Raw genomic sequence first — 26,310 nt, forward strand, 5'->3', positions numbered from 1 at the left:
TGGGTGGTCAGCGCTGTTCCCTGATGACCTCCGTGCCGATGCCGTCCGGAGTGAAGATTTCCAGCAGCAGGGTATGGGGCAGGCGGCCGTCAATGAAGTGCACCTTGCGCACGCCCGCGTTCAGGGCGTCAATGGCGGAATGGATTTTGGGAATCATGCCGCCGGAAACGGTGCCGTCTTCAATCAGGTCCAGGGCTTCCGTGCGCGTGATGGATTTGATGAGGGTGGAAGGGTCTGAGGGGTCCTTCATGATGCCGGGCACGTCTGAAATGTAGATGAGCTTGACCGGCTTGAGTTCCTTGGCGAGGGCTGCCGCCGCCAGGTCCGCGTTCACGTTGAGCGGCTTGTGGGTGCCCAGCTCCTTGGCCAGCGGGGAGACGATGGGGGTGATCTGGAGTTCCAGCGCTTCCGTGATGCGGTCCGTCAGGCAGCCGATGACGTTGCCTACTTCCCCGATGTCCACGGGGTTGCCCTGTTCATCCTTTTCCTGGATGCGTTCCCCCACGAAGATTTCCGTGCCGGGAATGCCCACGCCCTTGCCTCCGTAGTCGCGGAACATCTGGACCAGGCCCGGATTGATGGTTCCGGAGAGGGTGCGTTCCACGATGGAGATGGCCTCTGGCGTCGTGACGCGCAGGCCGTTGACGAAGCGGGCTTCCAGCCCGGCTTCCGCCATGGTCTTGGAGATGGCCTTGCCGCCGCCGTGGACAATCACGGGATTGAAGCCCAGGGCTTCCAGCAGGACGATGTCCCGCATGAGCTTCTTGACCAGGCGCGCGTCGTCCATGGCGCTGCCGCCGAATTTGATGAGGAATGTCTTGTCCCGGTAGGCCTGGAGGTAGGGCAGTGCGCCGACGATGACGGAGGCCTGTTCAATCAGGCGGGTGATTTTGGAGTCCATGTCAGTAATGAAACGTAGGAATGGTTAAGAGAGAAAGAGGGTGGGAATCCGCGGGAGGGGCCGTTCAAAGCAGGCGCCTGTTCCTGAAATAAACCAGGGGAAGGATGATGGAAACGAGCATGACCGCCAGGGAGATGTAGTACCCGTATTCGTTTTCCAGGCCGGGCATGTGGGAGAAGTTCATCCCGTAAATGCTGGCGATGAGGGTGGGGGGCATGAAGACCACGGCCGCCACGGTGAAGATTTTCACGATTTCGTTCTGCTCAATGTTGATGAGGCCCAGAACGGCGTCCAGCATGAAGTTCACGTTGCTGGAAAGGAAGTTGGCGTATTCCGAGAGGGAGGTGACGTCACGGCTCAGCGGGCGCAGCTTGATGTACAGGGTGGAGTTGGTGTCGTCCAGGGCCTCTTCATTGCTGGCGTACGTGAGCAGGCGCAGAAGGTTCACCAGGCAGTCCCGCTGGCGGGTGAGCAGGTCACCCACGCGCCCCAGGTCCTGGAGGATGAGGCGCAGGGCGCTGGAGACGGGGGCGCGCTTGCCGGCTTTACCCTCCGGTTCATCCCTGCGGAAGATGTTTTTGGAAAGGCGGTCCAGTTCCGCGCCGAAGCGTTCCAGCACGTCTGCCTGGCGGTCCACGATGGTTTCCAGCAGGCCGGTGAAAACCTGGTCCCTGCTGATCTGCTTCTGGCGCAGGAGCTGGTGGGAGAAGACGCGGAAGGAGTAGGAGTCCGAATGGCGGATGGTGATGATCTTGGCCCCCATGAGGACGAAGGTGATTTCCGACAGGGAGGGGGACTCCGTATCCACGCGGCTAAGCACCGTGGTGGTCATGAAGCGGGCGCCGTCCTCCGTGTACAGGCGGCTGGTGGCCTCAATTTCCCGCATCTCGTCGTAGGTTGGCATTTCCAGCCCGCAGAGGCGTTCCACAAACTTGATTTCCGCCGGTTCAGGGGTAAGGAGGTCAATCCAGAAGACGGAGTCCAAGTTCTGTTCCGCCGCATCCACCTGGGTGGTGCGCTCAATGCCTTCCGGGGTTTGACGATAAAGTCGAATCATGCCGTTAATGTCGGTTAGGGGGTGGAACGATTCCGTGCATGATGTCGAGTGACACCCAACGCGGGTATGATGCCTTGTTTGTACAGGGAAGGGAAGTAAAAAGGGTGACAAAAAGAGGCCCGGTTCCCAAGGTGGGAACCGGGCCTGCCGGAAAAAAGAAAGGTATGCGCGCCGCTTAGGCGTTTTCCTTGACGATCACCTTGAGCGTGGCTTCCACCTGGGGATGCACCTTGATGGAAACTTCGTGTTCGCCTTCGCTCTTGATCGGCTTTTCAAGCTCAATCGCGCGGCGGTCCACTTCCACGCCCTGAGCGGTCAGGGCATCATGAATGTTCTGGTTGGTGATGGCACCGAATGCCTTGCCGCCCTGGCCCACTTCAAGGACGAGGTCCACCGTCAGTCCGTTGATCTTAGCGGCCACTTCCTGCGCGGCGCTGAGCTCTTCCGCTTCACGCTTGGCGCGGGCGGCCTGAAGATTGGCGATGAAACGGCGGTTGGAGGCCGTTGCTTCGTGGGCCAGGCCCTTGGGAATGAGGTAGTTGCGGCCATAGCCAGCCTTAACGGTCACCAGGTCGGCTTCCGCGCCGAGTCCTTCAATTTTTGTTGCGAGAATTACTTCCATCGTTGCCATGGCTAAAAAGAAATGGTTATTTGTGAGCGGTTGAAGTAGTAAGTATTCGCCCGAATGTCAAGACAAGAGCGATAAAAAGGGCGTTTTTTTATGTTTTGGGAGTAAAAAATCCCCCCGGCTGTCATGATAGGTGACATTGCGCTTGCTTCACGCGGCGGTAGTATGTAGGGAAAGGAACCGCATTTATCGCGTTCGCTCCCAGAGAGGAGGGTTCGCCCGCGGGTACATTACAGATATTTGATCTTATGGCTATTCAGCGCGCATTGATATCCGTTTCCGACAAGACTGGCCTGGAGGAGTTTGCCAAGGGCCTGCACGAGTTTGGAGTAGAGCTTATTTCCACCGGCGGCACCGCCGCTTTCCTGAAAGGCCTGGGCCTTCCGGTGATTGAGATTTCCGACTATACCGGAGAACCGGAATTGTTTGAGGGGCGCCTGAAGACCCTGCATCCCATGGTGCACGGCGGCCTGCTGCACCGCCGCGACAATGAGGAGCATGTGCGCCAGGCGAAGGAAAACGGCATCAAGCCCATTGACCTGGTCTGCGTAAACCTGTACCCCTTTGAGGAAACCGTCGCCAGGCCCGGCGTCACGCTGGAGGAAGCCATTGAAAAGATCGATATCGGCGGCCCGTCCATGCTCCGCTCCGCCTCCAAGAACTACGCCTCCGTCACGGTGGTTTCCGACCCTGCGGACTATCCGCGCATTCTGGATGAAATGCAGACGCACAAGGGGGACACGACCCTGAAGACCCGTGAAAACCTGGCGGTGAAGGTGTTCATGCGCACCTCCAATTACGACAACGCCATCACCAACTACCTGGGCCACCAGAGCGCGGAAAGCACCAAGGGCAGCTTCTGCATCTGCGCGCCCCTGTACCAGGAACTGCGCTATGGGGACAACCCCCACCAGGAATCCAGCCTGTACGGCAGCTTCGGGGATATTTTCCACCAGCTCCAGGGCAAGGAACTTTCCTACACGAACGTGCTGGACATTGAAGGCGCCGCCGAGCTGATTACCCAGTTCCGCCGCCCGACGGTGGGCATTCTGAAGCACACGAATCCCTGCGGCGTGGGCCAGGATGATGAAGACCTGCGCAACGCCTGGCAGAAAGCCTTTGAAACGGACACGCAGGCCCCCTTCGGCGGCGTGATCGTGGTCAACCGTCCGATGACGGAAGGCCTGGCCCGCGTGCTGAGCGCCATTTTCACGGATGTGATCATTGCTCCGGAATACGATGCGGAAGCCCGCGCCATCCTTCAGAAAAAGAAGAACTGCCGCATCATCCGCATGAACACGGAAGCCTGGATGAAGGCCCGCCTGGAACCCATCATCCGCTCCGCTCCCGGCGGCTTCATGACCATGAAGCGGGATACGGACGTGATGGGCCTGGACAATCTGGAAGCCAAGGTGGTGACCAAGCGCCCCCCGACGGAAGAAGAACTTACCGCCATGCGTTTCAACTGGCGCGTCGTGAAGCAGGTGCATTCCAACGCCATCGTCTTTGGCGGCACGGACCGCACGCTGGGCATCGGCGCCGGACAGATGAGCCGCGTGGACTCCGCCCGCATTGCCGTCTGGAAGGCCGGGCAGGCCGGCCTGGACCTGAAGGGCAGCGTGGTGGCGTCAGACGCCATGTTCCCGTTCGCGGACGGCCTCCAGGTAGCCATTGACGCCGGAGCCACCGCCTGCATCCAGCCCGGCGGTTCCATCCGGGACGAGGAAGTGATCGCCGCCGCGGACGCCGCGGGCATCGCCATGGTGTTCACGGGCCACCGCCATTTCCTCCATTAATTTGAATGATCGGCCCCGTCCCCTTGTCTTAAAACCGATATGTTGCTAGGTGTAAATATAGACCACATCGCCACGCTGAGGCAGGCCCGCTATGCGACCATGCTTGATTCCTTCAACGTGGAGCCGAGCGTTTTGGACGCCGCCTACGCGGCGCAAAGGGGCGGGGCGGATTCCATCACCCTCCACGTCCGGGGCGACCGCCGCCACATGCAGGATGCGGACGCCCTGAGCGTCCGGGAGAGCGTGGCCCTTCCCCTGAACCTGGAGATGGGGAATACCCCGGAGATGGTGGACTTTGCCCTTCGGCTGAAGCCGGATTATGTCTGCATGGTTCCGGAAAAGCGGGAGGAAATCACTACGGAAGGCGGCCTGGACGCCGTTTTTCATGAAAAGGAACTGGCCCCCACCATGGAGAGAATGGCTGACAACGGCATTCAGGTGAGCCTGTTCATTGATCCGGAGCTGGCCCAGGTGGACGCCGCAGCCCGTCTGGGCGCGCCCATGATTGAGCTTCATACCGGATGTTTTGCCAACCACGCGGGGAAGGAACGCACGGCGGAGCTGGCCCGTTTGAAACGCGCCGCGGAGCTGGCCCACTCCCTGGGCATCCAGGTGAATGCGGGCCATGGCATCAACTACCAGAATCTGGAACAGCTGATGGACGGCGTGCCTTACCTGCATGAGCTGAACATCGGCCATACGATCGTAGCCCGCGCCCTTTTTGTGGGGATGGAGCAGGCCGTGAGGGAAATGCGCCAGGCGATCGACCGCCTGAGCTGATGTTCCCGTTTCAACTTTAATCCCCGGTTGCAGGAACATGAGCCGCATTGCAGGATTGGGAATGGATTTGATCGACCTGGACCGCGTGCGCCAGGCCCTCCAGAAAAACGGGGAGGCGTTTGCCCTGCGCATCTGCACCCCGGATGAATGGGCCTACTGCCGGAAGCATGCGGACCCCGTGCCGCGCCTGGCGGCCCGGTTTGCGGCCAAGGAGGCCGTGGCGAAGGCCCTGGGAACGGGAATAGGCGAGAAATGCTCCTTCACGGAGGTGGAAGTGGTGCGCAATGATGCGGGCGCTCCCTCCATCCTGCTGCACGGCACTGCCGGGGTGACGGCCCGGGAGCAGGGCGTCACGGGCTGGTTCCTGACCATGACCCATTCCCGCCTGAGCGCCGCCGCCACCGTCATCGCCCTTGCCGAAGCCCCGGAATTTTCCTGACGCTTCAGAATCGCCGTTTTCCCTGAACCAAGGCCGGCTGGAACATATCCGGCCCTGCTCCTCAGAAATTTCTACAGGATGCCTTGCCAGCGGCGCCGATGAACACCGTGTTCCTACAGGTTCTCAAGATTCTTCTTGATGATCTCCGCATTCAGTTTGCGGAGGGCGCCCAGAATTTCAAAACTCGGCGCTTCGGCAAAATCGGTTTCCAGTTCTTTTACTTTCTTTTCGTAGTCCGTCGCATGGCCGCCATCCCCTTTCAGGATGGAGATATTTTTCCGGGTTTCATCCGCAAGCTCTGAAAACGTCTTCCCGTCGGGGACCGGGTTCCAATTGATGGACTTCAGGAAGCTTTCCACTTCCGGAACCGTCACGTTGAAGAATTCCGGGCGCACCTCCTCCGGGTTCCGGTCTTTGAAATAACTTATGGCGAAACTGAAGCTGTCCGACTCCGGTTTCAGCTCAAATTTGATATCATCTCCATGAATCCGGATCTGGCGGAGGGATTCTTTCTCAAAAACGATGAAAGTGCCGAACTCCTTGTAAGCATAGCGGTTGAAGTTCATCACCCCGTTTCCCCCGGTTGTTTTCGTCAGAATCCAGTCCGGCTTTCCGCATGGTTTTTCCCCGTCCCCTTCTTTCAGGGCGAATTGCGACTTCAGTTCCGGCTTCCCGTAACCGTGAACCGGCGACGCCCAGACTTCATACAGTTGTCCGGGATAACTGACCTTGACGAACAGCCAGTCCGGGCGGTCCTTGAACTGCGCTATCCTGACGTCCAGAACACTGTTTTCCGGACGGAACGTGAAGACGGCCATTTCCATCTTGCCGTTTTCCACAGTGTCAATTTTTTCCGCGACTTTCCGGTCCAGCAGTGTTTTGCCGTCCTTGCCGATCACGGCAAGGAAATTGACGGGACTCCAGCTTCCGGGAGTATTGGGGTTCCTCCAATATTCGATGCCGAATCTGAAATCCCCCCATTCCTGCTGAACCGGCTTGTTGTCATTGGGATTGGTAACGGTGTGGTAATTGATTTTTCCGTTGCCAAGGTTGACGGTATGGCGGGTCACAAGGACGGGAGTTCCCTTGCAGTCAAGTTTCTCTTCTTTCTTTTCAATGGAGGGGGCGGCGTACAGCAGTGTGGTGCACAATCCGGCCAGTACGGTCAGGGCGAGTTTCTGCATGATTATTTTACCTCTATTTCGTGTTGGGTATTCAGGCCTGTAGCCGCGTCTTCAATGGTGATGCGGTATGCGCCGGGAAGATCGTTAAAGGCGAAATCCAGCGGATATTCCGTCTTGCCGTAAATGGTTTTGCTGCGGTGCAGAATTTCCCTGCCGTCCGGGGCCGTTACCGTAATCCGGTACGCGCGTTCCCGGGGATTGGCCGGTCCGGAAATCTTAAGCAGGGCCCGGGCGCCTTTGGCCACCTGGGCCGGAGCGGTTACCACGGGCGGCTGCTGCTCCCGGTCAAACAGGGCAAAGCAGCGGAACGGCGCATTGGAGAATTTAAAGACAAGCTTGTCTGATTTCCCCACCAGTCCTTTGCGGCATTCATAGATGTATTTTTCTTCCGGCAATTTAGCGGTGAATGATTTGCCGAGGTCCTTTTCCTGGCCGAGGGCGCCCAGCAGTTCGAATTCTCCGGCCTGCCGCGGACGGACCATCAGGGTGTCGCTGAAATCGGGGATGACGGCCAGAGGACGGACTCCGGCGTTTTTCACCACCTGGTCAAGGAACGTGTTCAGGGAGGAGCCGGGCAGGGAATTATTTTCCAGAACGGAGAGGGAGGCATTCAGCAGGATGGCGTTTCCTTTGCCGGCCTTGCGGAGTTGCAGGCCCGGATTGCCGTGGACCGCATGCGCCTTTTCTCCCGCCAGGGCCAGGGCTCCGCTTGTGCTTTCATAAGGCTGGATTTCGAGCTCTTTCGCCTGGTCGAACGTCAGGTTCCCGAAAAGTTCGCTCAAGGGGTTCCGGGGACGTTTTTTCAGGTTTTCATTCAGGAGCGCGATATTGGCGTCAGCCAGTACGGTGCCGCCGGATTTGACGAAATCCAGAATGGCCGCGCACTCTTTGTCGCTCAGGGAGGAAGCTCCGCAGAGGAAGAGGAGCCGTGCGTTTTTCAGGCGTTCCAGGGTATTTGGCGAGACGAAATTGAAGCCCAGCCCGCGCTGGTAGCAATACCGGAGCAGCGGATTCATGCTGGCGTCCGGCTTGACGCAGCGGCTGTCCGCCTGGGCGGCGGAATTGGAGGTGTGGCTGTAGTAGAAGAGGATGCCGGTATCCGGAAACGGGGTTTTGATCAGCAGCTGTGCGAGGCCGTAGTTCAAGTCATCAAGATAGGGCATGTACTGGCGCAGGTATTCCGCCTCGGAGAGATCGCCGGAATGGCTGGTTTCTCCCAAGGCGGGGTTGATCAGGAACCAGGCGTGGCCGTTGATCGCTCCCTGCAGCAGGTGTTCCCAAAGTTTGTACGGATAGGATGAACGCTCCGAGCAATACCCTCCCCACCAGATGGTCCGGACCCGGTCCGCGCCGAATGCGCGCAATGCCTCGTTCTCCTGCATGCCGCTGTAAGGGCCCCAGAAGTCCAGCCCCTTAATCATTTCTTCAAGGTTGCCGGGAGGGGAGCCTTCCGCGCCTACCCGGGCTCCGGGATGAACCTTTTTGATTTCCGCCGCCAGGAAATGATGCATGTCCACGTACATTTTTTCAATATATTCCCGGTGGTCATTGTAGGCGACCAGATTCCCCGCTTTTTTGGCCGCGTCCAGCCGGAGGTGGGGCACTTCCCCGAAACCGGAGTAGGAGGCGTCGTATTCAAGGTTCAGGTTTTCAATGGTCTGGTACTTCTCCCGCAGGAAATCGGAGAACGGCTGTTTATCCGATTCTCCGAACCCGGCGTCGTAGGTGTAAAAATTCTCGTCGCCCAGGTTGTACAGCACAGGGCTCAGGTCTTTCAGGTACTCTGCCTGGCGTCGCAGATCGTCGCTCCAAAGCTTCCGGACCAATGGATGGTAGAATGATTCGTCACCGTTCAACGTACCCAGCTGCTCCATGTTTTCTTTCTGTTCGGACCATAGCTTGCGCAATACCCTGGTTTCATTGTTCGGCCCAGCTTCCATTCCGATCCGGCAGATGTACGGACACAGTTTTTCGTTCCGCAGGGCGTTTTCAATATCTCCCTTGGTGAAAAATTGCAGTGATACGTTCCAGCCGAGGCGGTCGATGATCCGTTCTCCGAAGGCCGGGTTGAAGGTGCAGCCAACCTGGCCCCAGGTAAGCTGGAGATAATCCTCCAGGGAATAATCCGGGAAAATCACCGGGTTTTCCGCATGGGCCGCGTTGCCCCGGGCATCGTAAACGGTGCAGCGCAGATAACCGCCGATGGTCGGCATCCGGTAATTTTCAAGGCCGAATGAAAGCTCTTTTTTTCCGGCTTCCAAAGGAAGGGTCTTGCTGAACCATACATTGCGGTAGGGTGCGTCCATCAGCTCCACTTTGGCGGAATAACCGTCCTGCGCGGGCGAAGCCAGTTTCAACGTGACGGAGAAGGGGCCGCGGTCCTGCACCAGCCTGGGCGTTTCCACTGATACGTCCCCGAAAGCGGATTCCACCGTAAAGGGAAAGGCGCCGAAGTTGACCAGCGCGCCATTCCGGCGGACCAATACGTCTGCGGTATATCTGCCCGCCGGAAGGTTCGTGAAATCAAGGCTGTTCCGGATAACGGAATTATCCGGCTGCCGGATACGGCCCTCGGCAACGGTTTTTTCCGGAGAGGTCACGGCAAATTTGCCGTTGTCCTGCCGTACTGAGAATGCCGGCAGTTCTATTCCGCTGGCGTAATAGAGCACCTGGGCCAGAAAAGCCTGGGACGTTTCATAGAGAAAGAACCAGTCCGTGGTGTAGTTGAAATACGGCGTCAGCCCCACTCCTGGCCGGTAGCCCGCGCCGTAATCGACTTCGACGATCCGGCCATTGCCGAATTGCCAGGCGTTGAAAATACGCGATTCAAAGTTTTTAGGCCTGGTTCCGGGAAGGCTGTTGCTTCCGGCAACCCATTCCGGCCGGGGCAACGGCTGGGCGTACGGTTTTTTATAAGGCAGTTTCTTAAGTTCTGACCAGGGTTCGCCGGATTGAATCCGGACCAGGCCGGTTCCGTTCCGCACCATCGACATCAGGCGGAATTTCTGTTCATCCGGCAGGACCGCAAAATCGACATTTGCCATGACCACCAGATCATAATCCTTTGCCAGTTTGGCATCCAGTTCCTGAAGTTTGTCGGCGGTGCTCAGCCCCGCGATCGGATTGCTGTAAATATCATCCGCTCCGATGCTATGTTCATTGGCTGTGAGAACCACTTCATACTTAAAGCCCGGGAAACGCTGGACCAGCTCAATGATCTCTCGCGAGGCCGTTTGCTGCATGATAAAAAGTATTTTCTTATGGGGAAGCTCTCCTTTTTCATCCCATGCGGCATGGGGCGTTTTCAGGGTCATTCCGGCCTCATTCATGTAAGTGCCGTCCAGTTTGCCGAATACGGGAGCAACAAGGCCCGCCAGCAGGATGCAGAGCAACAGTGGGAATGGTTTCATCAATGGATGGTCTTTCTTTTTTGAGTTAATTCAGGCTTTCTTCCAGGGCAATTTTCCATTTGAGCGCCCGGCAGCGCTCTTTCAGGACGTAAAGACGTCTTAATCCGCTGACCGTGGTTTTTTCTTTCTCCAGAACACGGCATTCAAGGTTGATCGCATCCAGTTCTTCCCGGTACTTTTTAAAAGCGGATTTCCCGCAGGCCCGTGCCAGTTCGGCTGATAGCTTTTCAATTTCCGCGAATTCATTGTTCTTCACCTGGCCGGGTTCCGTAAGGACACTTTTACCTTTATCTCGCAGGATCAGGGTGTTGCCAGCCATGGCGCACCATGGCTCTTCCGTGGAACGCGACAGCAGGGCGGATATCTTTTCCGGCGAAACAGTGTCATTTGCTCCCTTGAAGTAAATATAGCCGAAGTTGCGCGGGCTTGAATATCCGCCCAGCACCGAACTGGTGGCTCCGGCAAAATTTCCGCCGGAGTAGGCATAACGGACATGGCAGAACATCCAGATATCGGACATTTCCGCTTTGGCGGGCAGGTCGCTCCAGGGGAAAAACGCTTCAATCGTCCAGCGGTCCTTGCCGGTGGAGGTCCGGGCGGTCCAGTCGGTGCCGCTCCAGTCATTCTGATAAACGGCGGCGTCCCGGCGGCGGAAATCGGCGCGCGTTCCGATGCAATTGACCTTGAAACAATGGTAGCTTATTCCATTGGCCCTGGCATCGAAAAAGATTTCGGCGCAGTCGTCGGTCCAGATGGCGGAGTTGTCAAAGTCAGTAATGATCTTCCGCAATTTTTCCGGGTGCTCCTCGAAGTTGATGATGCCCAGGTAAATTCCTTTCTCATCATACAGCATGCGGAATTCCGTCTTGAGTTTTTCCGGAATAGGTTCCGCGCAATTGTAAACATAATAATGACGGAATACGGCCGCTTTTTCCCAGGCTGGCTCGTTCAGGCTGCCGTCGATTACCGGAGCTTTTCCCTCAACCGGGCTGACGACATAAAAGGAAAGCTCGCGGGGAGGGGCGGAGAATGCCAGTCCGCTGACCAGGCTCAATATAATGAAGCTTAATTTCATCTCTTTAACATCCTTGAAATGCCGTTTCCTTATATATCATGACCCTATTGAACCGGGTACTATGCAAGCCGTCCCGGATGAATGCGGAGGGATAAGTGGCCGCGGCATCATGCCGGGAATGACCCAGCAACACATGCCGCGGCCATAAAATTCCATCAAAACACACGGTTGGACATATTCTTACTATACCCGTTTTTCGATTTCTTTCTTTCAGAAGAACCCGGAATAAAAATAGCGGTTCAAGTAAAAATAAAGCTGCAACCCACAAAATTGCTGAATATTTTACTCAGGAAGAAAACGATTTTTGTTTTTCTATTCATGCAGTATCATTACAACTCTTTAAGCCCTTCATTTTCCACGTACCCATAACATGGAAAGGACACGGATTTCCACGATCTTTTAATCGGTATCCGATGGCTGTTGGAGATTTTTGACCATGCCGTAAGAGTGAGCTGGCCGCATGGGTGAATCCCCCGGCATCTTCCTGAGCTTCAGGATTCGTACGTGCAGCGTCCCGTCATTCAAATTCCACTTCTTTTTGTAAGCTCCCTGTTTATGCCAATTGCCGCAAGGGCGCGCGGCGCTCCATGAGCGTGTTTGGAGAAGATGCGGGGGAATAAAAAAGAGGCTGTCCCGCGGATGGGACAGCCTCTGCTGTTGAGTTGACGCTCAGTCAGGAGTTCCGCTTAGGAGAAGCTCTTGATGAGGATCTGGCGCTGTTCTTCCAGTTCGGCCGGGAGCTTTTTGCCCACCTTGTCGAACAGTTCGGTCTGGCTTTCCAGTTCAGCTTTCCATTCGCTCGGGTTGAGAGCCATGTTGGCGTTGAACTGTTCTTCGCTGTAGTCGATGCCGGTCTTGTCCAGTTCGTCGTAGGTTGGGGAGACGCCCAGCACGGTCTTCTGGCCTTCAGCCTTGCCCTTGGCGCGGCGGAGGATCCAGTCGAGGACGCGCATGTTGTCGCCAAAGCCCGGCCAGATGAAGTTGCCGTCCTTGTCCTTGCGGAACCAGTTCACGTTGAAGATCAGCGGAGGATTGGCAACGGTCTTGCCCATGTCCAGCCAATGCTGCCAGTAGTCGCCCACGTTGTAGCCGATGAAGGGAAGCATGGCCATCGGGTCGCGGCGGACCTGGCCGATGTTGCCGAAGGCGGCGGCGGTCATTTCGGAACCCATCGTAGCGCCGACGTATACGCCGTGCGTCCAGTCGCGGGACTGGAAGACGAGGGGCATGGTGGTGGCGCGGCGGCCGCCGAACAGGATAGCGGAAAGGGAAACGCCTTCCGGGTTCTGCCATTCGGGGTCGATCGTCGGGCACTGGGCGGCGGGAGCGGTGAAGCGGGCGTTCGGGTGAGCGCACTTGCGGCCGCAGTCCGGGGTCCAGTCATTGCCCTGCCAGTCGATGGCGTGGGCGGGAGCGGGGCCGTCCATGCCTTCCCACCAGACGTCGCCGTCGTCGGTCAGGCCGACGTTGGTGAAGATGACGTTTTCCTTGATGGTGTCCATGGCGATCGGGTTCGTCTTGTAGGACGTGCCGGGAGCCACGCCGAAGTAGCCGTTTTCCGGGTTGATGGCGTGGAAGGTGCCGTCTTCATGGGGCCAGATCCAGGCGATGTCGTCACCGATGATGGAGGTCTTCCAGCCGGCTTCACGGTAGGAGGCGGGGGGAACGAGCATGGCCAGGTTGGTCTTGCCGCAGGCGGACGGGAATGCGCCGCCGACATAAGCCTTCGTGCCGTCCGGGGATTCAATGCCCAGGAGGAGCATGTGTTCAGCCATCCACTTGTTCTTGCGGGCGATGGCGGAGGCGATGCGCAGGGCCAGGCACTTCTTGCCGAGCAGGGCGTTGCCGCCGTAACCGGAACCGAAGGACCAGATTTCTTCCGTTTCCGGGAAGTGGCAGATGTATTTTTCTTCGTTGCAGGGCCACGGCACGTCGATCTGGCCGTCTGCAAGCGGGGCTCCCACGGTGTGGAGGCAGGGAACGAAGGTTCCGTAGCCGTCGCGCTTGGGGTTGCCGCCGCCCTTGACTTCGTCTTCCAGGCGCTTGAGAACTTGTTCGCCCATCTTGGTCATGATGCGCATGTTGACCACGACGTAGGGGGAGTCCGTGATTTCAATGCCGATCTTGGCCAGGGGGGAGTCCAGGGGACCCATGCAGAAGGGAATCACGTACATGGTACGGCCCTTCATGCAGCCCTTGAAGAAGCCCTTCAGCTTGGTCTTCATTTCAACGGGATCAGCCCAGTGGTTGGTCGGGCCGGCGTCTTCTTCCTTCTCGCTGCAGATGAACGTGCGGTCTTCCACACGGGCCACATCGGAGGGGGTGGAACGGGCGAGGAAGCATCCAGGGCGCTTCTCGGGGTTCAGTTTGATAAAGGTGCCCTTTTCTACCATCATGTTGCAAAGCTCATCATTTTCTTCCTGAGAGCCGTTGCACCAATAGATGGAGTCGGGTTGGCAAAGCTGGGCGATTTCTTCGACCCACTTCTTAGCTGCTTCGTGAGTGGTACTCATGGTGCAAATAGTGTATGCACGGAAATGGCCGTTGGCAAGTCTCCCGTGCGGCTTTTTATGGGGCCGTTTTGTTGCTCCGGGAGGGGAAACCCGGTGCAGGGGAAGGCGTTGTCCGGAATACGGGGCGCTCCGGGCGGGAGCGTTCCCGGGGCGCTGTTTTTTCCCTGTTGTTGTGTTCCCGGAAGAAGAAAAAAGCCTGTTTTGACTGGAAATCTGCTTGCCAGCCCGCGCGCTATAGTCTAGGGAAGAATCATGAATGTTAGAAAGTTGATGGCAAATGCGGTGTTTCTGGTGCTGCCGGCCCTGCTGGCGGCATGTTCGGATGCCTCCCGCCCGCCCGCCGTCAGCTTCAAGATTCAGAACGCCCCCCCCGTGCCGCGCACCATGTCCCAGATGTCCCGGGAGGTGCATATCAGCCGTGATTTCATGTCCCCGCGTTCCCGCCCGCGCCGTGCGGCCCATTCCATGCGCCCGCGCTTTATCACCATCCACAGCACGGCCAACCCCACGGGAGACGCCGCGGCGCACGCCCGGGCGCTGAAAAGGGGTGCCATGGGCTCCCTGAACTGGCATTTTACGGTGGACCAGTACCGGGCCATCCAGCATATTCCTCTGAATGAGACGGGGCGGCATGCGGACCGCGGCGGCCCCGGAGACATGTATTCCATCGGGATTGAGATGGGGGAGGTAAGAAGCCACAACCCTATCGTCACCTGGAACCGCTCCGCCAAGCTGACGGCGGTGCTGATGAAGCAGTACAACATCCCCCTCCGCAATGTGGTGCCCCATTATTACTGGACGGGCAAGAACTGCCCGGCCCCGCTGCTGACCAACGGCCGCCCGGGGCATAAGTGGAGCTGGTTCGTCTCCCGCGTGGATTATTACAGGCGCTGCCTAGAAACCCGTCCCGCCGCGGCGCTCTGACGGAGGCGCGCGCATGATGCGATCTGCGAGGAATACGCCTGGAGCCATGGCCGGAGAGCTGCTTTTAACGTCTCCCCTGGAGGAGTGCGCCTTCATCCGTCCCAGGGAGCTGGCGGCCATGCAGGCTGCGGGAATGGCCACGGTGCGGGATTTGCTGTTCACGCTGCCGCGCAGGTATGAGGACCGCCGCATGTTTGACCGTTATGATTCCCTGTCTTCCGGCGCTCCCGTCTGCCTGAGGGGCCGGGTGGTGGACGTAGGCTGGAAAGGCTGGGGTGGAAAGGGCGGCAAGGGCCGCGGACGGTATGTGGAAGCCGTGCTGGAGGATGAGCAATCCCTGGGGCGCGCCCGTTTTTCCTGCCTGTGGTTCAGCATGCCGGGCGTGGCCAGGATGCTGTGCGCCGGGCAGGAGATGATCGTGTACGGCCGCATGAAGCTGTACGGGAAAAAGCTGAGCATCGTCCACCCGGATTTTGAACTCATCCGGGAGGGTGATGACCAGTCCATTCATTTGAACCGCATTGTTCCCGTATACAGCGGCCGCATGGGGATTGCCGTGCGGAGGCTGCGGGAAATCGTGTGGGAGGCGCTGGCCCGGCTTTCCCCGGCTCCGGAACCGGAGATTTACGAGTTTGTGCCGGACATTCCGTGCAAGACGGCGCTGAAGGACCTTCATTTTCCGGAATCCGTGGAGGCGCGGGACCGGACCAGAAGGCGCTTTGCGCTGGAGGAATGCCTGGCCCAGCAGTTGAACGTGGCATACCGTAGGCGGCGCGCGGAGGCGGTGCCCGGCATGCAGACCGCGGGTTCCAGCCATCTGGTGAAGGACCTGGCGGATTCCCTGCCGTTTGAGCTGACGGAAGCGCAGAAGCGCTGCGTGAGGGAGATTTACCGGGACATGAAGGCTCCCCGTTCCATGAACCGCCTGCTGCAGGGGGATGTGGGGTCCGGAAAGACGCTGGTGGCCCTGTGCGCGATGCTGCTGGCCGTGGAACACGGATATTCCGCCGTAATGATGGCCCCCACCCAGATTCTGGCGGAGCAGCATTACTTGAAGTTCCGGCAGATGCTGGACAAGCTGGACGTTCCCGTGTCCCTAGTGACGGCGGACAGGAAGGAGGAATCCCACGTATCCTTCGGAAAGCAGGGGGGGATTGTGGTAGGAACGCACGCGCTGCTGTACGGGAAGAACGTTCCGGAACGCGTGGGGCTGGTCGTGATAGACGAACAGCACAAATTCGGCGTGAACCAGCGGGAAAAGCTGATTGACCGGAAAGAGCGGCCGGACGTGCTGGTGATGACCGCCACTCCCATTCCGCGCACGCTGACGCTGACCTTTTACGGGGATCTGGACGTCTCCATCCTGGACGGCGTTCCCGGGGGCCGCGGCCCCGTGGTGACGGCCATCCGCACGGAAAAGGATAAGGAGAAGGTGGTGGCGTTCGTCCGGAGCCAGCTGGAGGAGGGACGGCAGATTTACGTGGTTTCCCCCCTCATTGACGGGGAGGAATCCCGGAAGGGCAGGGCCGTGACAAAGGAGCTGGACGAATGGAAGGCGCTTCTGCCCCGGGTGGATGTGGGGCTGCTGCACGGCAGGATGTCCTCCGAGGAAAAGGAGGCAGTCATGAAGGATTTCCGCGCCAACCGCATCAGCGTGCTGGTAGCCACCACGGTGGTGGAGGTGGGGGTGGATGTGCCGAACGCTACGGTCATGATTATCAATAATGCGGAGAGTTTCGGGCTTTCCCAGCTTCACCAGCTCCGCGGGCGCATAGGCCGTGGGGGGCACAAGTCCTACTGCATTCTGATGACGGAGACCCGTCCGGAGGATGAACAATGGGAGAAGCTGCATATTGTGGAGACCACGGCCAATGGTTTTGACCTGGCGGAACAGGATTTGAAGCTCCGTGGTCCCGGAGACGTGCTGGGAACTTCCCAGAGCGGCCTGAAGGGCGTGCGATTTGAGGAATGGCTGCTGGACGCGCGCCTGATCCACCGCGGGAGGGAATTGGCGGAGGCCATTCTGGAGGAAGACCCCGATCTGGAGTCCGCCAAGTACCGCCCGCTCCGTTTTTTGCTGGAAAACGGGGAGGAAAGGCGTGTGACGGGATAATATTGTCTGCCTGTGGCGTGCTGACAGTCAGCAGTTAGGGGATGTATGACAGATACGGAGTGCAACGGATTCCGTCTTGGAATGAATCTAAAGAGGCAAAGAGGATGACTCCTCTTTAACCCGAACACCGATAAAACAATGATTCAAACGTACCAAATACTCCCCGTGGTGGCCATCGTATGCTCCGCCTCCGCCATTGCTCAGAACGCTGCCGATCCCGTGCAGATGGTTAAGCAAAATATCGACCTCATTTCATCCGCCAACAAGGTTCTGGATGACGTGAAGGACAATGCGGCGGTTGACATCGCCATCAAGCAGATCAATGCCCTGACCGAACAGGCCAAGCAGCTGGACAAGGCCATGGAAAAAATGAAGCTTAATTCCGAACAGGCCATCAAAATCACCAAGATGAACGGTGACGCCCAGGATACCATCGTGAATATGCTGGAAAATTGCGAACGCATTCAGAAGGACAAGCTCATGACGCCCGCCCTGCTCAAGGCCGTGAACAACTTCGCTGACGCCGCCAACATTGAAGTGGTGGAAACGATTACGTCTGTGGAACAAATTGTGGAAGACTAAGTGACCAGTTTGTAAAGACCTTTAACTGGTAAGGCCGCCCTTGGAAAAGGACGGCCTTATTCTTTGGCGGAAAAGATGTTTCAATGAATATTCTCCAGGTCTTGCTCCTCCATGGCGGGGTTGGGGTTGCGCGCCGGGGCCAGGTAGCCGGTACCGGGTTCCGTCCCCAGGGAGGGAAGCAGGTTCATGTGGCGCGGCAGGGATTTGGCGCGGAAGACGGCGGAGGACGTGTCCAGCACGTTTCCAAAGGTGATGGCGGCCGCCGGGCACGCGAGCTGGCAGGCGGTCTGCGCCTCGCCGTCCGGCAGGAGCAGGTCCTTCTCCGTCACCCGGATGGTGGTGGAGGGTTGACCCGGATGCTCCTTCATCAAGCGGGATTTGTGCCGGATTTTGGCGCGTTCCACCATTTGGACGCAGTAGGTGCATTTTTCCATGACGCCGCGGGAGCGGACAGTCACGTTCGGATTGCGCTGGAGGCGGGTGGCTTCCTCGGAGGCCTTCGCATAATCAAAAAAGTTGAACCGGCGCGCCCTGTACGGGCAGTTGGTGGCGCAGTACCGGGTGCCCCAGCACCGGGCGTATACCATGGCGTTCAGCCCCTCCGTGGTGTGGACGGTGGCGTTTACGGGGCACACGGACTCGCACGGGGCTTTTCCGCACTGCTGGCAGGCTACGGGAATGGCGGTGAGGGCCCCCTCCTCCGTGAAATACCTGTCAATGCGTATCCAGTCCAGCGCACGGCCCTTAGCCATCTGGTCACGGCCCACCACGGGAATGTTGTTCTCCGCCCGGCAGGCGATCATGCAGGCGTTGCAGCCGATGCAGCGGGACGTGTCAATGGCCATTTTCCACTGATAAACGGTATCCGCGCCGGGGGGGGTGAACAGGGCGGCAGCCGCGCTGCCTCCGGCAGTGAAGGGAGAGGGCTGGACCACCGGGCCTTGAATGGCCTCCGTACGTTCCGGAAGGCCGTGCAGAACAACCTGGTCCGGCGGAATTCCGCATCCGTTCGCCTGGTTCACCTGCGTGCGGAGTTCATACCCGTTGGAATTCCACTGGCCTTCCGCCACGTGGTTCATGCCTCCGTACCCCAGGGGCAGAACCACCAGATTCTCCGCCACTCCGGGGATGGGGCACAGGATTACTTCCATCCGTCCGGCAGAGGCCGTGATCGTGCAGCGCATGGGTTCGGAGCCCGTGCCTCCCAGCCGGCGGAAGGTGGCGGGGGAAACCTGGGCGGAAGCCGCCCAGCTGACGCCCGTGACGGGGTCCGGGCATTCCTGCATCCAGGCGTTGCGCTTCCAGCGGCCGTCACCGATGGTGTAATCCGGGCAAAATTGCAGTTCCAGCAGTCCGCTCCCCGGCGCGTCCGCATGGGTGCGGGCATCCGTAACGGAGGCATCCGGCGTGATGGCTCCAAAACCGGATTCCTCCTGCGGAGAGAGGGGGGGATACGCTGTTTCCTCCGAATAGCCGCGCTGGAGCGCCTCCGTCCAGGCGGCGGTCTTGTTTTCCGGATTCACGGCCCGCTCAAAGCATTTGCGCGCGCGGTGGTAAACGGGGGAAAGGTGGGTGGGTGAATTATCCGCCGTGATGAGCTGCCCCTTGGTGGAAAGCAGGCCGGAAAGCACTTCCTCCGGGGAGATTCCGCCGTACAGGGGAAGGATGACGGGCTGGCGGTAGCAGAACCTTCCGCGGCGGTCCCGCTCCACTCCCCAGGCTTCCAGGGGATGGGCTGCCGGCAGGTGCCACCGGCAGGCGCGGGAAGTCTCATCCTCATACATGCCCAGGTGGATGCTTTCCGTTCCGTTCAGGGCTTCCGCCAGTGTGGGGCCGTGAGCGGAATCAAGCACGGGATTTCCCGAATCCAGCAGGAAAACGATGTCTGTTTTTTTCTGCCGGATGTCCCGGATGAAATCCTCCAGCGTGCCGTGGGGCAGGGAGGCCGGAGCTTTCAAAAGCTGGATGCAGGTTCCGATGGCGCCCAGGAGGCGGTTGAGCTTCCAGACGCACCCGGACAGCTCCGGATGGTCTTCCCCCAGCAGAACCAGGCTTTCTCCGGGATGGCTGTATAAATCATCCCCGCAGCGGCGGAGCCATGCGAGTTCCCGTTCCGTAAGTGAGGCTGGGGCCTCCGGTGCGGGCTGGGGAAACCGGGAGGAGAATTTCCTGCCGGCGATGTAACGGAACAACTCCTCCGTAAAAATTGCCAGACGGGCGGGAGAAACGGGCAGCCTGTGGTCTGCATGGGCTCCGGTCAGGGAAACGCGGCCTTCCGCGGCGTAAAGGCGTGTGCGGTTCCGGTTCTCCTCCTTGTAATGGAGGCCCTCCGGGGAACGGGCGGCGATAAAGTCACGGGTGTTGCCGTAAGGATTTTCATGCAGGAAATCGCAATCCAGGGCCAGGATGCGTTTGGCGCGGGTGAACCGGACGCGGAACCGTACTTCCTGCGGCAGGCCTGCCTGCATGGCGGAGCCGGGAGCGGGAACAGGGGAATCATGGTAAATCCGGACGCCGGGGTTTTTCCTGGTGATTTCCTCCAGCATGGAGTGCACCAGGGGGGAATCTGTTTCCGGTAGAAGAAGGCCTATGCTGCCGCCGTCCCTCAGGTTGCGGGACCAGGAGGAAAAGGCGCCGCGGAACTCGTCCCCGGAGGCCGGCTTGCCATGGAACAGGATGTGCTTGCTGCGGCCCGGATCGTAAAGGTCCAGAATGGAGGCCTGGGCCGTGGCCGGCAGGCCCGGACCGTCCGGATACGGCAGGGAGGGAAGCAGCTTGACGGGCCGCCCTTCATAGCAGGCGGCCAGGACGGGCCGGGCGCTCCCGCCCATGGCCAGGCAGGTGGCGTAAGCCGTTTCTACGCCGGGCACGGACCATTCCGGTCCTTCATTATAGGGAACCAGGTATTTTTCCACACGGCGGCAGGCGGGCAGCCCCACCCCCACCAGGACTGCGCCCGCGCCCATCCATTTCATGAAGGAGCGGCGCGTCATCTCCCGCTCTTCTTCCGGAAGAAAAGCGGGGTGGCTCTGGGGAGCTTCATTCTGGTGAAATGGGGGAAGGGGAGTCAAACCGGAGGATGATGTGGATTAACGGGAAATGGGAACGGCTTGTTTTAGGCAATCCGGAAGGTGAAATCAAGCGGTGATTACCGGCTGCACCCATCTTCAGGGCAGCGGAAGTCCGTGGAAAAAGGGCATCCGTCCTTTTTTTGACGGTATTCAATGTAATTCATTACGGCCTCAAGCTGGGGATCGTTCAGCAGGATGGCCCTGGATTCATAATCCCCGCAATTTTCCGGAACGAGGGGAAGGTAGTCCATGGCGTCGCAGGTTTCAAGCTGGCCGCGGAGGTCCAGCGTCAGCCATGCCGGCAGGAGAAAACGGTATCCCTTTGGATCGGTAAAAACCAGGGCGTCCCGGCATGCCCGGATCATGGAAGGGGTGATGCGGCGCCAGTCGGTCCGCTCTTCATAGGGACCGATGGCGTCACAGGTTTCCCTGGGGGCGTACATGTCGATGAGTTCCGTCGTCATCAGGCCGATGCCGTCTTCCAGAATGACGCCGTCAAAGGCGGAATCTATTTGTTCCAGGAGAAGTTCTTCTTCATGCGAAACAGGTTTGGGGGCGGGGAAGGGGTTGGAAAATTCCTGCTGAAAATAAGCCAGAATATGCGGGGCCGCTTCTTCCGGAGGGCAGGAGTAAACAATGCCGAGGTCCAATTCCATAACTTCATCATACAGTAACGGTCCGGCATTCATCTATCGCGAAAATGGAAGGTATGATGACTGGAAAGGCATGTTTGCCGGGAGCCGGCCTGCGCCCGGTGGTCAATGGTGGCAGGCGGTGCAGTCCATTCTTGGCTGAATCTTCCACTGGTGTTTCAGGAAATCTCCCAATTGAAGCGGAGTTTGGATGCGGTTTCCCTCCCCGTCCCGGATGGAATGCGTGCGAAGGTAATCCGCGGCGGAATAATGGGAGCTGGCCGTTTCCTCCAGCGGGCGCAGGTGCGGGGCGGGGTCGCGGTGGCAGTCCAGGCACCACTGCATGCGGGCATCGCGCGGAGCCCTGATGCGTTCCATGCCTGCCACGTCCCCATGGCAGGAAGTACAGCCGATGCCGCGGTTCAGGTGGGCCATGTGGTTGAAATAGGCATGGCCGGACAGGCGGTTGACCATGACCCAGCGGACCGGTTCCCCCGTATAGCCGGGAAATTGGGGGTCCGCCGCCGCTCGCAGCGGAGCGATGAGCGGGCTGTCCGGGAGAATATGCTGGTGGCAGCCCAGGCAGGACTTCGTATCCGGAATGCCGGCCCTGGGAGAGCGCTGGGCGGCGCTGTGGCAGGCCGTGCAGCTCATCTTCAGGTCTCCGGCGTGGAGCTTGTGGGAAAAACGCACCGGCTGCACGGGTTCATACTCCGGAATCTGGAAATTGACGTAATACACCCCACCCAGCGCCAGCGCGGCGGCAAGCGCAATCAGCGCGACGCCTCCGTAAAAGCGCCTGTTGGTATTGGGTGGAAAGATGTTGGCCATGGTCCGGTAGAGAGAAAAGGCGGGACCCGCCGTCAGGCCGCTCTGCCCGGCCGCGGAATGCGGGCGGGAGGCAGAGGCGTATCCATCGTCAGGTCTTCAGGCACCAGCCGCGTGGCGCTCTTTTTAATCTGTTCCCAGGTGATGCGCTGCCCGGTATGGGCCGCTTCACGCCCCATGATGGCGACCAGCGTTTTATTGGCCGCGCTTTCCAGCGTCTGTGTCCAGGTGCCGGAACGGAGGAAACGGTAAAAGGCCACGTGCGTGTCTGCGTACATATTGCCCCGTTCTCCGCGGAAACGCCAGCGTTTATCCGCCTGGATGTGGGGGCGGTACGGCGTTAGCAGCATGCCTTTTTCACAAACCGTCCGGTCCACGATCTCCCCGTGGCAGCCTACCCACTGCCTGCATGAGATGTGGGCGGCCACGTTGTGGTCATATTCAAAATAAACGTCGTAATGGTCCCATACGTCTCCGTCGTCCCGGCGCAGGGCGCGTCCTCCGGAACCAAAGGCCGCCAGCGGAAGCTGCTCATTCATGGACCATACCATCCCGTCAATCGTGTGGACGATCTGTTCCACGAACTGGCCGCCGCTCAGCCAGTTCCAGGCGGTCCAGTTGCGGAGGGCCCAAGCCACGTCCGTATCGGACGCGGGGCGGGAGTCCAGCGCCAGAGGGGACTTGGGCGGCGTGGTGTAATACAGCCCGTCAAAGGAAAGCACGCGTCCCAATTCTCCGGAGGAAAGCTTGCGGTGGGCTTCCTCATTCGCCTTGTCATAGCGCCAGCAGAACCCGTCCAGAATCACCAGATTCTTGAGCTTTGCCAGACGCACGGACTCCAGCACGGAAAGCACGCCGGGAACGTCCACCGCCACGGGTTTTTCCGCATAAATATGTTTGCTGGCGTCAATGGCCGCCGCCAGGTGCTCCGGACGGAAAGCGGGGGGCGTGCAGAGCAGCACTACGTCAATATCCGTTTGCAGCAGCTTCTTGTAGCCGTCCAGGCCGTCGAACATACGGCTCTTGTCTACCTGCACGCGGCTGCCGTACTCCTCCGCCAGCAGGCTGGAGCCGAAATCAATCCTTTCCTGAAACACGTCCGCCAGTGCCCAGACCACTGTTCCGGGGTCTGCGTCCAGCGCGTTCTTCATGGCGCCCAGGCCGCGGCCTCCGCAGCCGACCAGGCCCACCTTGAGCGGCCTGGCCTCCGTCACGGCTCCGGCGGCGTTTACATTTAAATAGGGCATGGCTGCCAGGAAACCTGCCGTTCCGGCGGCGGTTCTCAAAAAGCTGCGTCTGTTCCAAATAGGGGAACCCATCTCAGGGGAATTATACGGTGTCAGGCCATGGAATCAAACGCTGTATTGGGATGGTGACACAAAAAAGCAGACGCAACGCCCGTTGCCGGAAATTGCGTCTGCTGCAGGGAACCAATGAATGCACTATATTCTGGCTATTAGGTTGAACAGGGATACTCCCCCTGCTCAGAAAACAAAGCGTGCGCGACGGAAAATTTTGTCTGAAAAAACATTTCACAGGAGTAAAAAACTGATTTGACTCCGGATTCTCCTGTGTTCATGATGGATTCAATGAGGCCTCCGGCTCACCAATAGATCATTATTTTATGAAACAAAATCTTATTCCTTTGACAGCGGTTTTAGCGGCATTGGCCCTTGTCTCCTGCGACGGCGGCAAAAAACCGGACCAGACCGGGGAGACTCCCGCTCCCGCCGAACAGCAGATACCCAAAACGCCCGGAGAGAAAATGCTGGCCGTTCTGGTGCTGATTCAGGACCAGGCGACGGCAAACGCCCATGCGGAGGAGGTAAAGGAGCTGGCTGCCGCCCTTCCCAAGGATATTTCCAATGAAGAAGGCGTGAACATCGCCAATGAACTGATGCGTCTGGGCAGCCGGGAATGTTATGGCTCCCTGTCCCTGGAAGACGCGTTAAAAGAGATTAAACTGGACTCCGGAGAATACACCGGAAGTGTGCCTCTGGATGTGGATGCGTTTGAACCTACCCCGGAGGAACCGTAAAAATTACTTGCCTCTGTCCGGCAACTGCTGACTGTTTCAGCGTCTTTCCCTCCCGTTTTTCCGGGAAGGGAGGGGCGCGATTTTTGTAGCGCGCGGCAGCGGTTTTCCTGCTTTAACGGGGAAAAGGCCGTCTTAGAGACGGTCCGCTTAAATTCTTCTTTCCGCAGGATCGGGGAGGCTCCGGGGTGGTCATTCAGGCCAGGGGGCGGCGCAATTCTTCAATGGCTTCCGCCATGTCTTCCCGCGTGATCTTCTTGGAAATGCCAGCTTCTCCCGCCTTGGAGAGGAGGACGAAGCGGATGGTTCCTGCCCGGAATTTTTTGTCGGAGGCCGTTTTCTTGAGTACCAGTTCCGTGTCAATATCGTCCGGAAGGACCAGAGGCAGTTCCAGCGACTCAAGGGCGCAAAGAATCTTCCGGGAATCGGAAGAGCTCAAACCGGCCTTCCTCTCGCTCAGAAACAGGGCGGCGCGCATCCCCAGCGCCACGGCCTCTCCATGCAGGATAGTGCCGTAGGGGACGGCGGCTTCAATGCCGTGGCCGATGGTGTGGCCGAAATTGAGCAGGGCGCGGATATCAAGAGTCTCCAGCTCATCATTCTCCACAATGCGGGCCTTGATCGCCACATTCCGGGCAATCAGCTCCGGAAGCCTGGAGATGGTATTCAGGGAAAAGCCGATGGAAAGCTCCGGCCCCAGCCGTTTCAGGTCATGAAGCATGGAAGCGTCACTGATGGCGGCATGTTTGACGGCTTCCGCCAATCCTTCCGCCAGGGTGCGGCGGTCCAGCGTCACCAGCGTGGTGGGATCAATCACGACGACAGACGGCTGGTGGAAAGCGCCCACCAGGTTTTTCCCTTCCGGAATATTGACGGCTGTTTTCCCGCCCACGGAGCTGTCCACCTGGGCGACCACCGTTGTGGGAATCTGCATGAAAGGAATGCCCCGGTAATAAACGGAGGCTACAAAACCCGCCAAATCTCCCACCACGCCTCCGCCCAGGGCGGCGATGCATCCGGTGCGGTCAATACCCGCCCGTACCAGTTCGGAACACAATTCCTGCGCCTGAAGCATATTCTTGGATGCCTCCCCGGCTTCCACCACGTGCAGGCTGGGCATAAAGCCCGCGCTCTCCAGGGACTTCATCACGCGTTCCGCATAAAGAGGAGCTACGCGTGTATCCGTGATAATCGCGATCTTGCCGTCCAGCCCGGCGCGGTAGGCAAACTCACCCACGCGGTCCAGCGCGCCGTTTTCCACGTGGATATCGTAGGAACGTTCCCCGAGAGCAAGAGAAATGGTAGGCATGGGGCCAGTATGAGGCATTCCGGAAGGAAGCTCAAACGGAAAGTGCGGATGGGGCAAAGAAGACACACTGGTGCCTAATGCGTCCTTGTCTTGGGCGCCAGCGGGGAAAGCGTCTCCAGAATAACTTTCAAATGCTCCACGCGTGCGGGCGTGAAGGCTCCCTCATCCATCCAGATAATATTGCCGTTGCCGTCCAGAAGGACGATGGCGGTCTCAGCCTTCTTGTGAAGGGAAAGCCTGCGGCGTACGAAAGACTGGTCGTAATAGGAGATCAGGGAATTGGTCTTCATGTAGAAATCCGGAATATCCCCCAGGGCCTGAGTAAAAGCCGGAACGTCCCCTTCAATGGGCGGAGGCTGTAAAACCAGCAGAATACTATACTCCACCGGGGTGGGGGTATGCTTGTACTGCTTGCGGATATCCTCGCAGAACGGCAGCCACTTCTTCATGCTGTACAGGGTTTCCGGATGAAAGACGGTCAGCATGATATGAAAACTTTTCGGCACGATGGGAGGCAGGGAGACGTTATCCCCCAGCAGATTCATGCCATTGATATCCGGAAAACGGTAACGCCCGTTTCCCCCTCCGTAAGGATGCTCGGGATCGGGCGTTGGCAAGTGAATTTCCTGATTCTTCATGCGCGGTTAGACAAAATCCGGAGGTGGAATGTTCACGGCGGGAGCGCCGGGAAAACGGTTTAAAAGGGAAAAGAAGTGTGGGGAAGGGGAACGAAGAGAGGCTTTTTATGGAAGGAAAAGGAGTGATAATGGGAAAGAGGGGCTATTTCCCTAAGTGAAGGGAAATCCCCCTCTTCTTTTCCGTCCACTATTCCCTCTCGTCAAGACAGTGGTCCTGGCGTGTAGGGGAGGGATGCAAAGGAGTAGGGAGGGTGAAGCCCCTGCGTTCAATACCCCCTTTTTGGTCCTGGGATGGGGGTAAAAAAGAGGAAGAGTGGTTATTGCGGAAACATCACGGGAGAAAATGTTCAAAAAAATGGCACGGGGATGTGGGAGTATGACAAAAGTCTAATGCA

The 26,310-nt window shown here is 58.6% G+C and carries 20 protein-coding genes; 7 read left to right on the plus strand and 13 right to left on the minus strand.

Going from position 1 to position 26,310, the window contains the following annotated elements; all coding sequences use genetic code 11:
- Positions 1–7 precede the first annotated feature (7 nt).
- The 3 genes from argB to rplI all read right to left on the minus strand — a co-directional run bounded on the left by argB (position 8) and on the right by rplI (position 2,589).
- Positions 8–901 (minus strand): acetylglutamate kinase, encoded by an 894-nt coding sequence (gene argB, locus CXU21_RS09790; RefSeq protein ID WP_102725885.1) that lies wholly within the window; start codon positions 899–901, stop codon positions 8–10.
- 64 nt (positions 902–965) lie between these two features.
- Positions 966–1,958 (minus strand): magnesium transporter CorA family protein, encoded by a 993-nt coding sequence (locus tag CXU21_RS09795; RefSeq protein WP_102715414.1) that lies wholly within the window; start codon positions 1,956–1,958, stop codon positions 966–968.
- A gap of 175 nt (positions 1,959–2,133) precedes the next feature.
- Positions 2,134–2,589 carry a 50S ribosomal protein L9 gene (gene rplI / locus CXU21_RS09800; RefSeq protein ID WP_102715416.1) on the minus strand — a complete coding sequence of 152 codons (456 nt, stop codon included), beginning with the start codon at positions 2,587–2,589 and terminating at the stop codon, positions 2,134–2,136.
- Between the two features lie 245 nt (positions 2,590–2,834).
- On the opposite strand from rplI, the gene purH reads away from it, so the two are divergent.
- Genes purH through acpS form a run of 3 tightly spaced genes read left to right on the plus strand, consistent with a single transcriptional unit; the run spans position 2,835 to position 5,601 of the window.
- Entirely contained in the window at positions 2,835–4,382 is a 1,548-nt protein-coding gene (gene purH, locus CXU21_RS09805) for a bifunctional phosphoribosylaminoimidazolecarboxamide formyltransferase/IMP cyclohydrolase (RefSeq protein ID WP_102715418.1), read from the plus strand.
- 39 nt (positions 4,383–4,421) lie between these two features.
- Positions 4,422–5,162, plus strand: coding sequence for a pyridoxine 5'-phosphate synthase (locus tag CXU21_RS09810; protein WP_102725886.1), 741 nt, complete (start codon positions 4,422–4,424; stop codon positions 5,160–5,162).
- Positions 5,163–5,199: 37 nt separating this feature from the next.
- Positions 5,200–5,601 (plus strand): holo-ACP synthase, encoded by a 402-nt coding sequence (gene acpS, locus CXU21_RS09815; protein WP_219723176.1) that lies wholly within the window; start codon positions 5,200–5,202, stop codon positions 5,599–5,601.
- Positions 5,602–5,714: 113 nt separating this feature from the next.
- Here acpS and CXU21_RS09820 read toward each other — a convergent pair whose 3' ends face one another.
- The 4 genes from CXU21_RS09820 to CXU21_RS09840 all read right to left on the minus strand — a co-directional run bounded on the left by CXU21_RS09820 (position 5,715) and on the right by CXU21_RS09840 (position 13,783).
- Positions 5,715–6,785: a hypothetical protein gene (locus CXU21_RS09820; protein WP_102725887.1), complete on the minus strand. Its 1,071-nt coding sequence runs from the start codon at positions 6,783–6,785 to the stop codon at positions 5,715–5,717.
- Between the two features lie 2 nt (positions 6,786–6,787).
- Positions 6,788–10,195, minus strand: coding sequence for an alpha-amylase family protein (locus CXU21_RS09825; RefSeq protein ID WP_146017046.1), 3,408 nt, complete (start codon positions 10,193–10,195; stop codon positions 6,788–6,790).
- A gap of 25 nt (positions 10,196–10,220) precedes the next feature.
- The gene (locus tag CXU21_RS09830; protein WP_102725889.1) at positions 10,221–11,270 is read right to left on the minus strand and encodes a carbohydrate-binding family 9-like protein; all 1,050 of its coding nucleotides are present in this window, start codon (positions 11,268–11,270) and stop codon (positions 10,221–10,223) included.
- 686 nt (positions 11,271–11,956) lie between these two features.
- Positions 11,957–13,783 carry a phosphoenolpyruvate carboxykinase (GTP) gene (locus tag CXU21_RS09840; RefSeq protein WP_102725891.1) on the minus strand — a complete coding sequence of 609 codons (1,827 nt, stop codon included), beginning with the start codon at positions 13,781–13,783 and terminating at the stop codon, positions 11,957–11,959.
- A gap of 252 nt (positions 13,784–14,035) precedes the next feature.
- Between CXU21_RS09840 and CXU21_RS09845 the strand changes: the two genes are divergently transcribed.
- The 3 genes from CXU21_RS09845 to CXU21_RS09855 all read left to right on the plus strand — a co-directional run bounded on the left by CXU21_RS09845 (position 14,036) and on the right by CXU21_RS09855 (position 17,402).
- The gene (locus tag CXU21_RS09845; RefSeq protein WP_102715430.1) at positions 14,036–14,707 is read left to right on the plus strand and encodes a peptidoglycan recognition protein family protein; all 672 of its coding nucleotides are present in this window, start codon (positions 14,036–14,038) and stop codon (positions 14,705–14,707) included.
- Positions 14,708–14,753: 46 nt separating this feature from the next.
- On the plus strand, positions 14,754–16,820 hold the full coding sequence (gene recG / locus CXU21_RS09850; protein WP_180972763.1) for an ATP-dependent DNA helicase RecG: 2,067 nt from the start codon (positions 14,754–14,756) through the stop codon (positions 16,818–16,820).
- A gap of 138 nt (positions 16,821–16,958) precedes the next feature.
- Positions 16,959–17,402: a hypothetical protein gene (locus CXU21_RS09855; RefSeq protein ID WP_146016801.1), complete on the plus strand. Its 444-nt coding sequence runs from the start codon at positions 16,959–16,961 to the stop codon at positions 17,400–17,402.
- A gap of 80 nt (positions 17,403–17,482) precedes the next feature.
- On the opposite strand, the gene CXU21_RS09860 is transcribed toward CXU21_RS09855, so the two are convergent.
- From CXU21_RS09860 to CXU21_RS09875, 4 genes are all read right to left on the minus strand, one after another.
- Entirely contained in the window at positions 17,483–20,473 is a 2,991-nt protein-coding gene (locus tag CXU21_RS09860; protein ID WP_180972764.1) for a 4Fe-4S dicluster domain-containing protein, read from the minus strand.
- Between the two features lie 77 nt (positions 20,474–20,550).
- Positions 20,551–21,129 carry a DUF6714 family protein gene (locus tag CXU21_RS09865; protein WP_102725894.1) on the minus strand — a complete coding sequence of 193 codons (579 nt, stop codon included), beginning with the start codon at positions 21,127–21,129 and terminating at the stop codon, positions 20,551–20,553.
- A gap of 102 nt (positions 21,130–21,231) precedes the next feature.
- Positions 21,232–21,936, minus strand: coding sequence for a cytochrome c3 family protein (locus tag CXU21_RS09870; protein WP_022398105.1), 705 nt, complete (start codon positions 21,934–21,936; stop codon positions 21,232–21,234).
- Between the two features lie 32 nt (positions 21,937–21,968).
- A complete protein-coding gene (locus CXU21_RS09875; protein WP_180972765.1) occupies positions 21,969–23,180 on the minus strand; it encodes a Gfo/Idh/MocA family protein in 1,212 nt (403 codons plus the stop codon).
- Between the two features lie 398 nt (positions 23,181–23,578).
- Here CXU21_RS09875 and CXU21_RS09880 point away from each other — a divergent pair, with 398 nt between their 5' ends.
- Complete coding sequence (locus tag CXU21_RS09880; protein ID WP_180972766.1) at positions 23,579–23,971, plus strand: hypothetical protein; 393 nt, start codon at positions 23,579–23,581, stop codon at positions 23,969–23,971.
- A gap of 193 nt (positions 23,972–24,164) precedes the next feature.
- Here CXU21_RS09880 and aroB read toward each other — a convergent pair whose 3' ends face one another.
- On the minus strand, positions 24,165–25,277 hold the full coding sequence (gene aroB, locus CXU21_RS09885; RefSeq protein ID WP_102725896.1) for a 3-dehydroquinate synthase: 1,113 nt from the start codon (positions 25,275–25,277) through the stop codon (positions 24,165–24,167).
- A gap of 74 nt (positions 25,278–25,351) precedes the next feature.
- Complete coding sequence (locus tag CXU21_RS09890; RefSeq protein WP_102715446.1) at positions 25,352–25,915, minus strand: hypothetical protein; 564 nt, start codon at positions 25,913–25,915, stop codon at positions 25,352–25,354.
- Between the last annotated feature and the right edge of the window lie 395 nt (positions 25,916–26,310).

Source organism: Akkermansia muciniphila, assembly GCF_002884975.1.
Lineage (GTDB): Bacteria > Verrucomicrobiota > Verrucomicrobiia > Verrucomicrobiales > Akkermansiaceae > Akkermansia > Akkermansia muciniphila_C.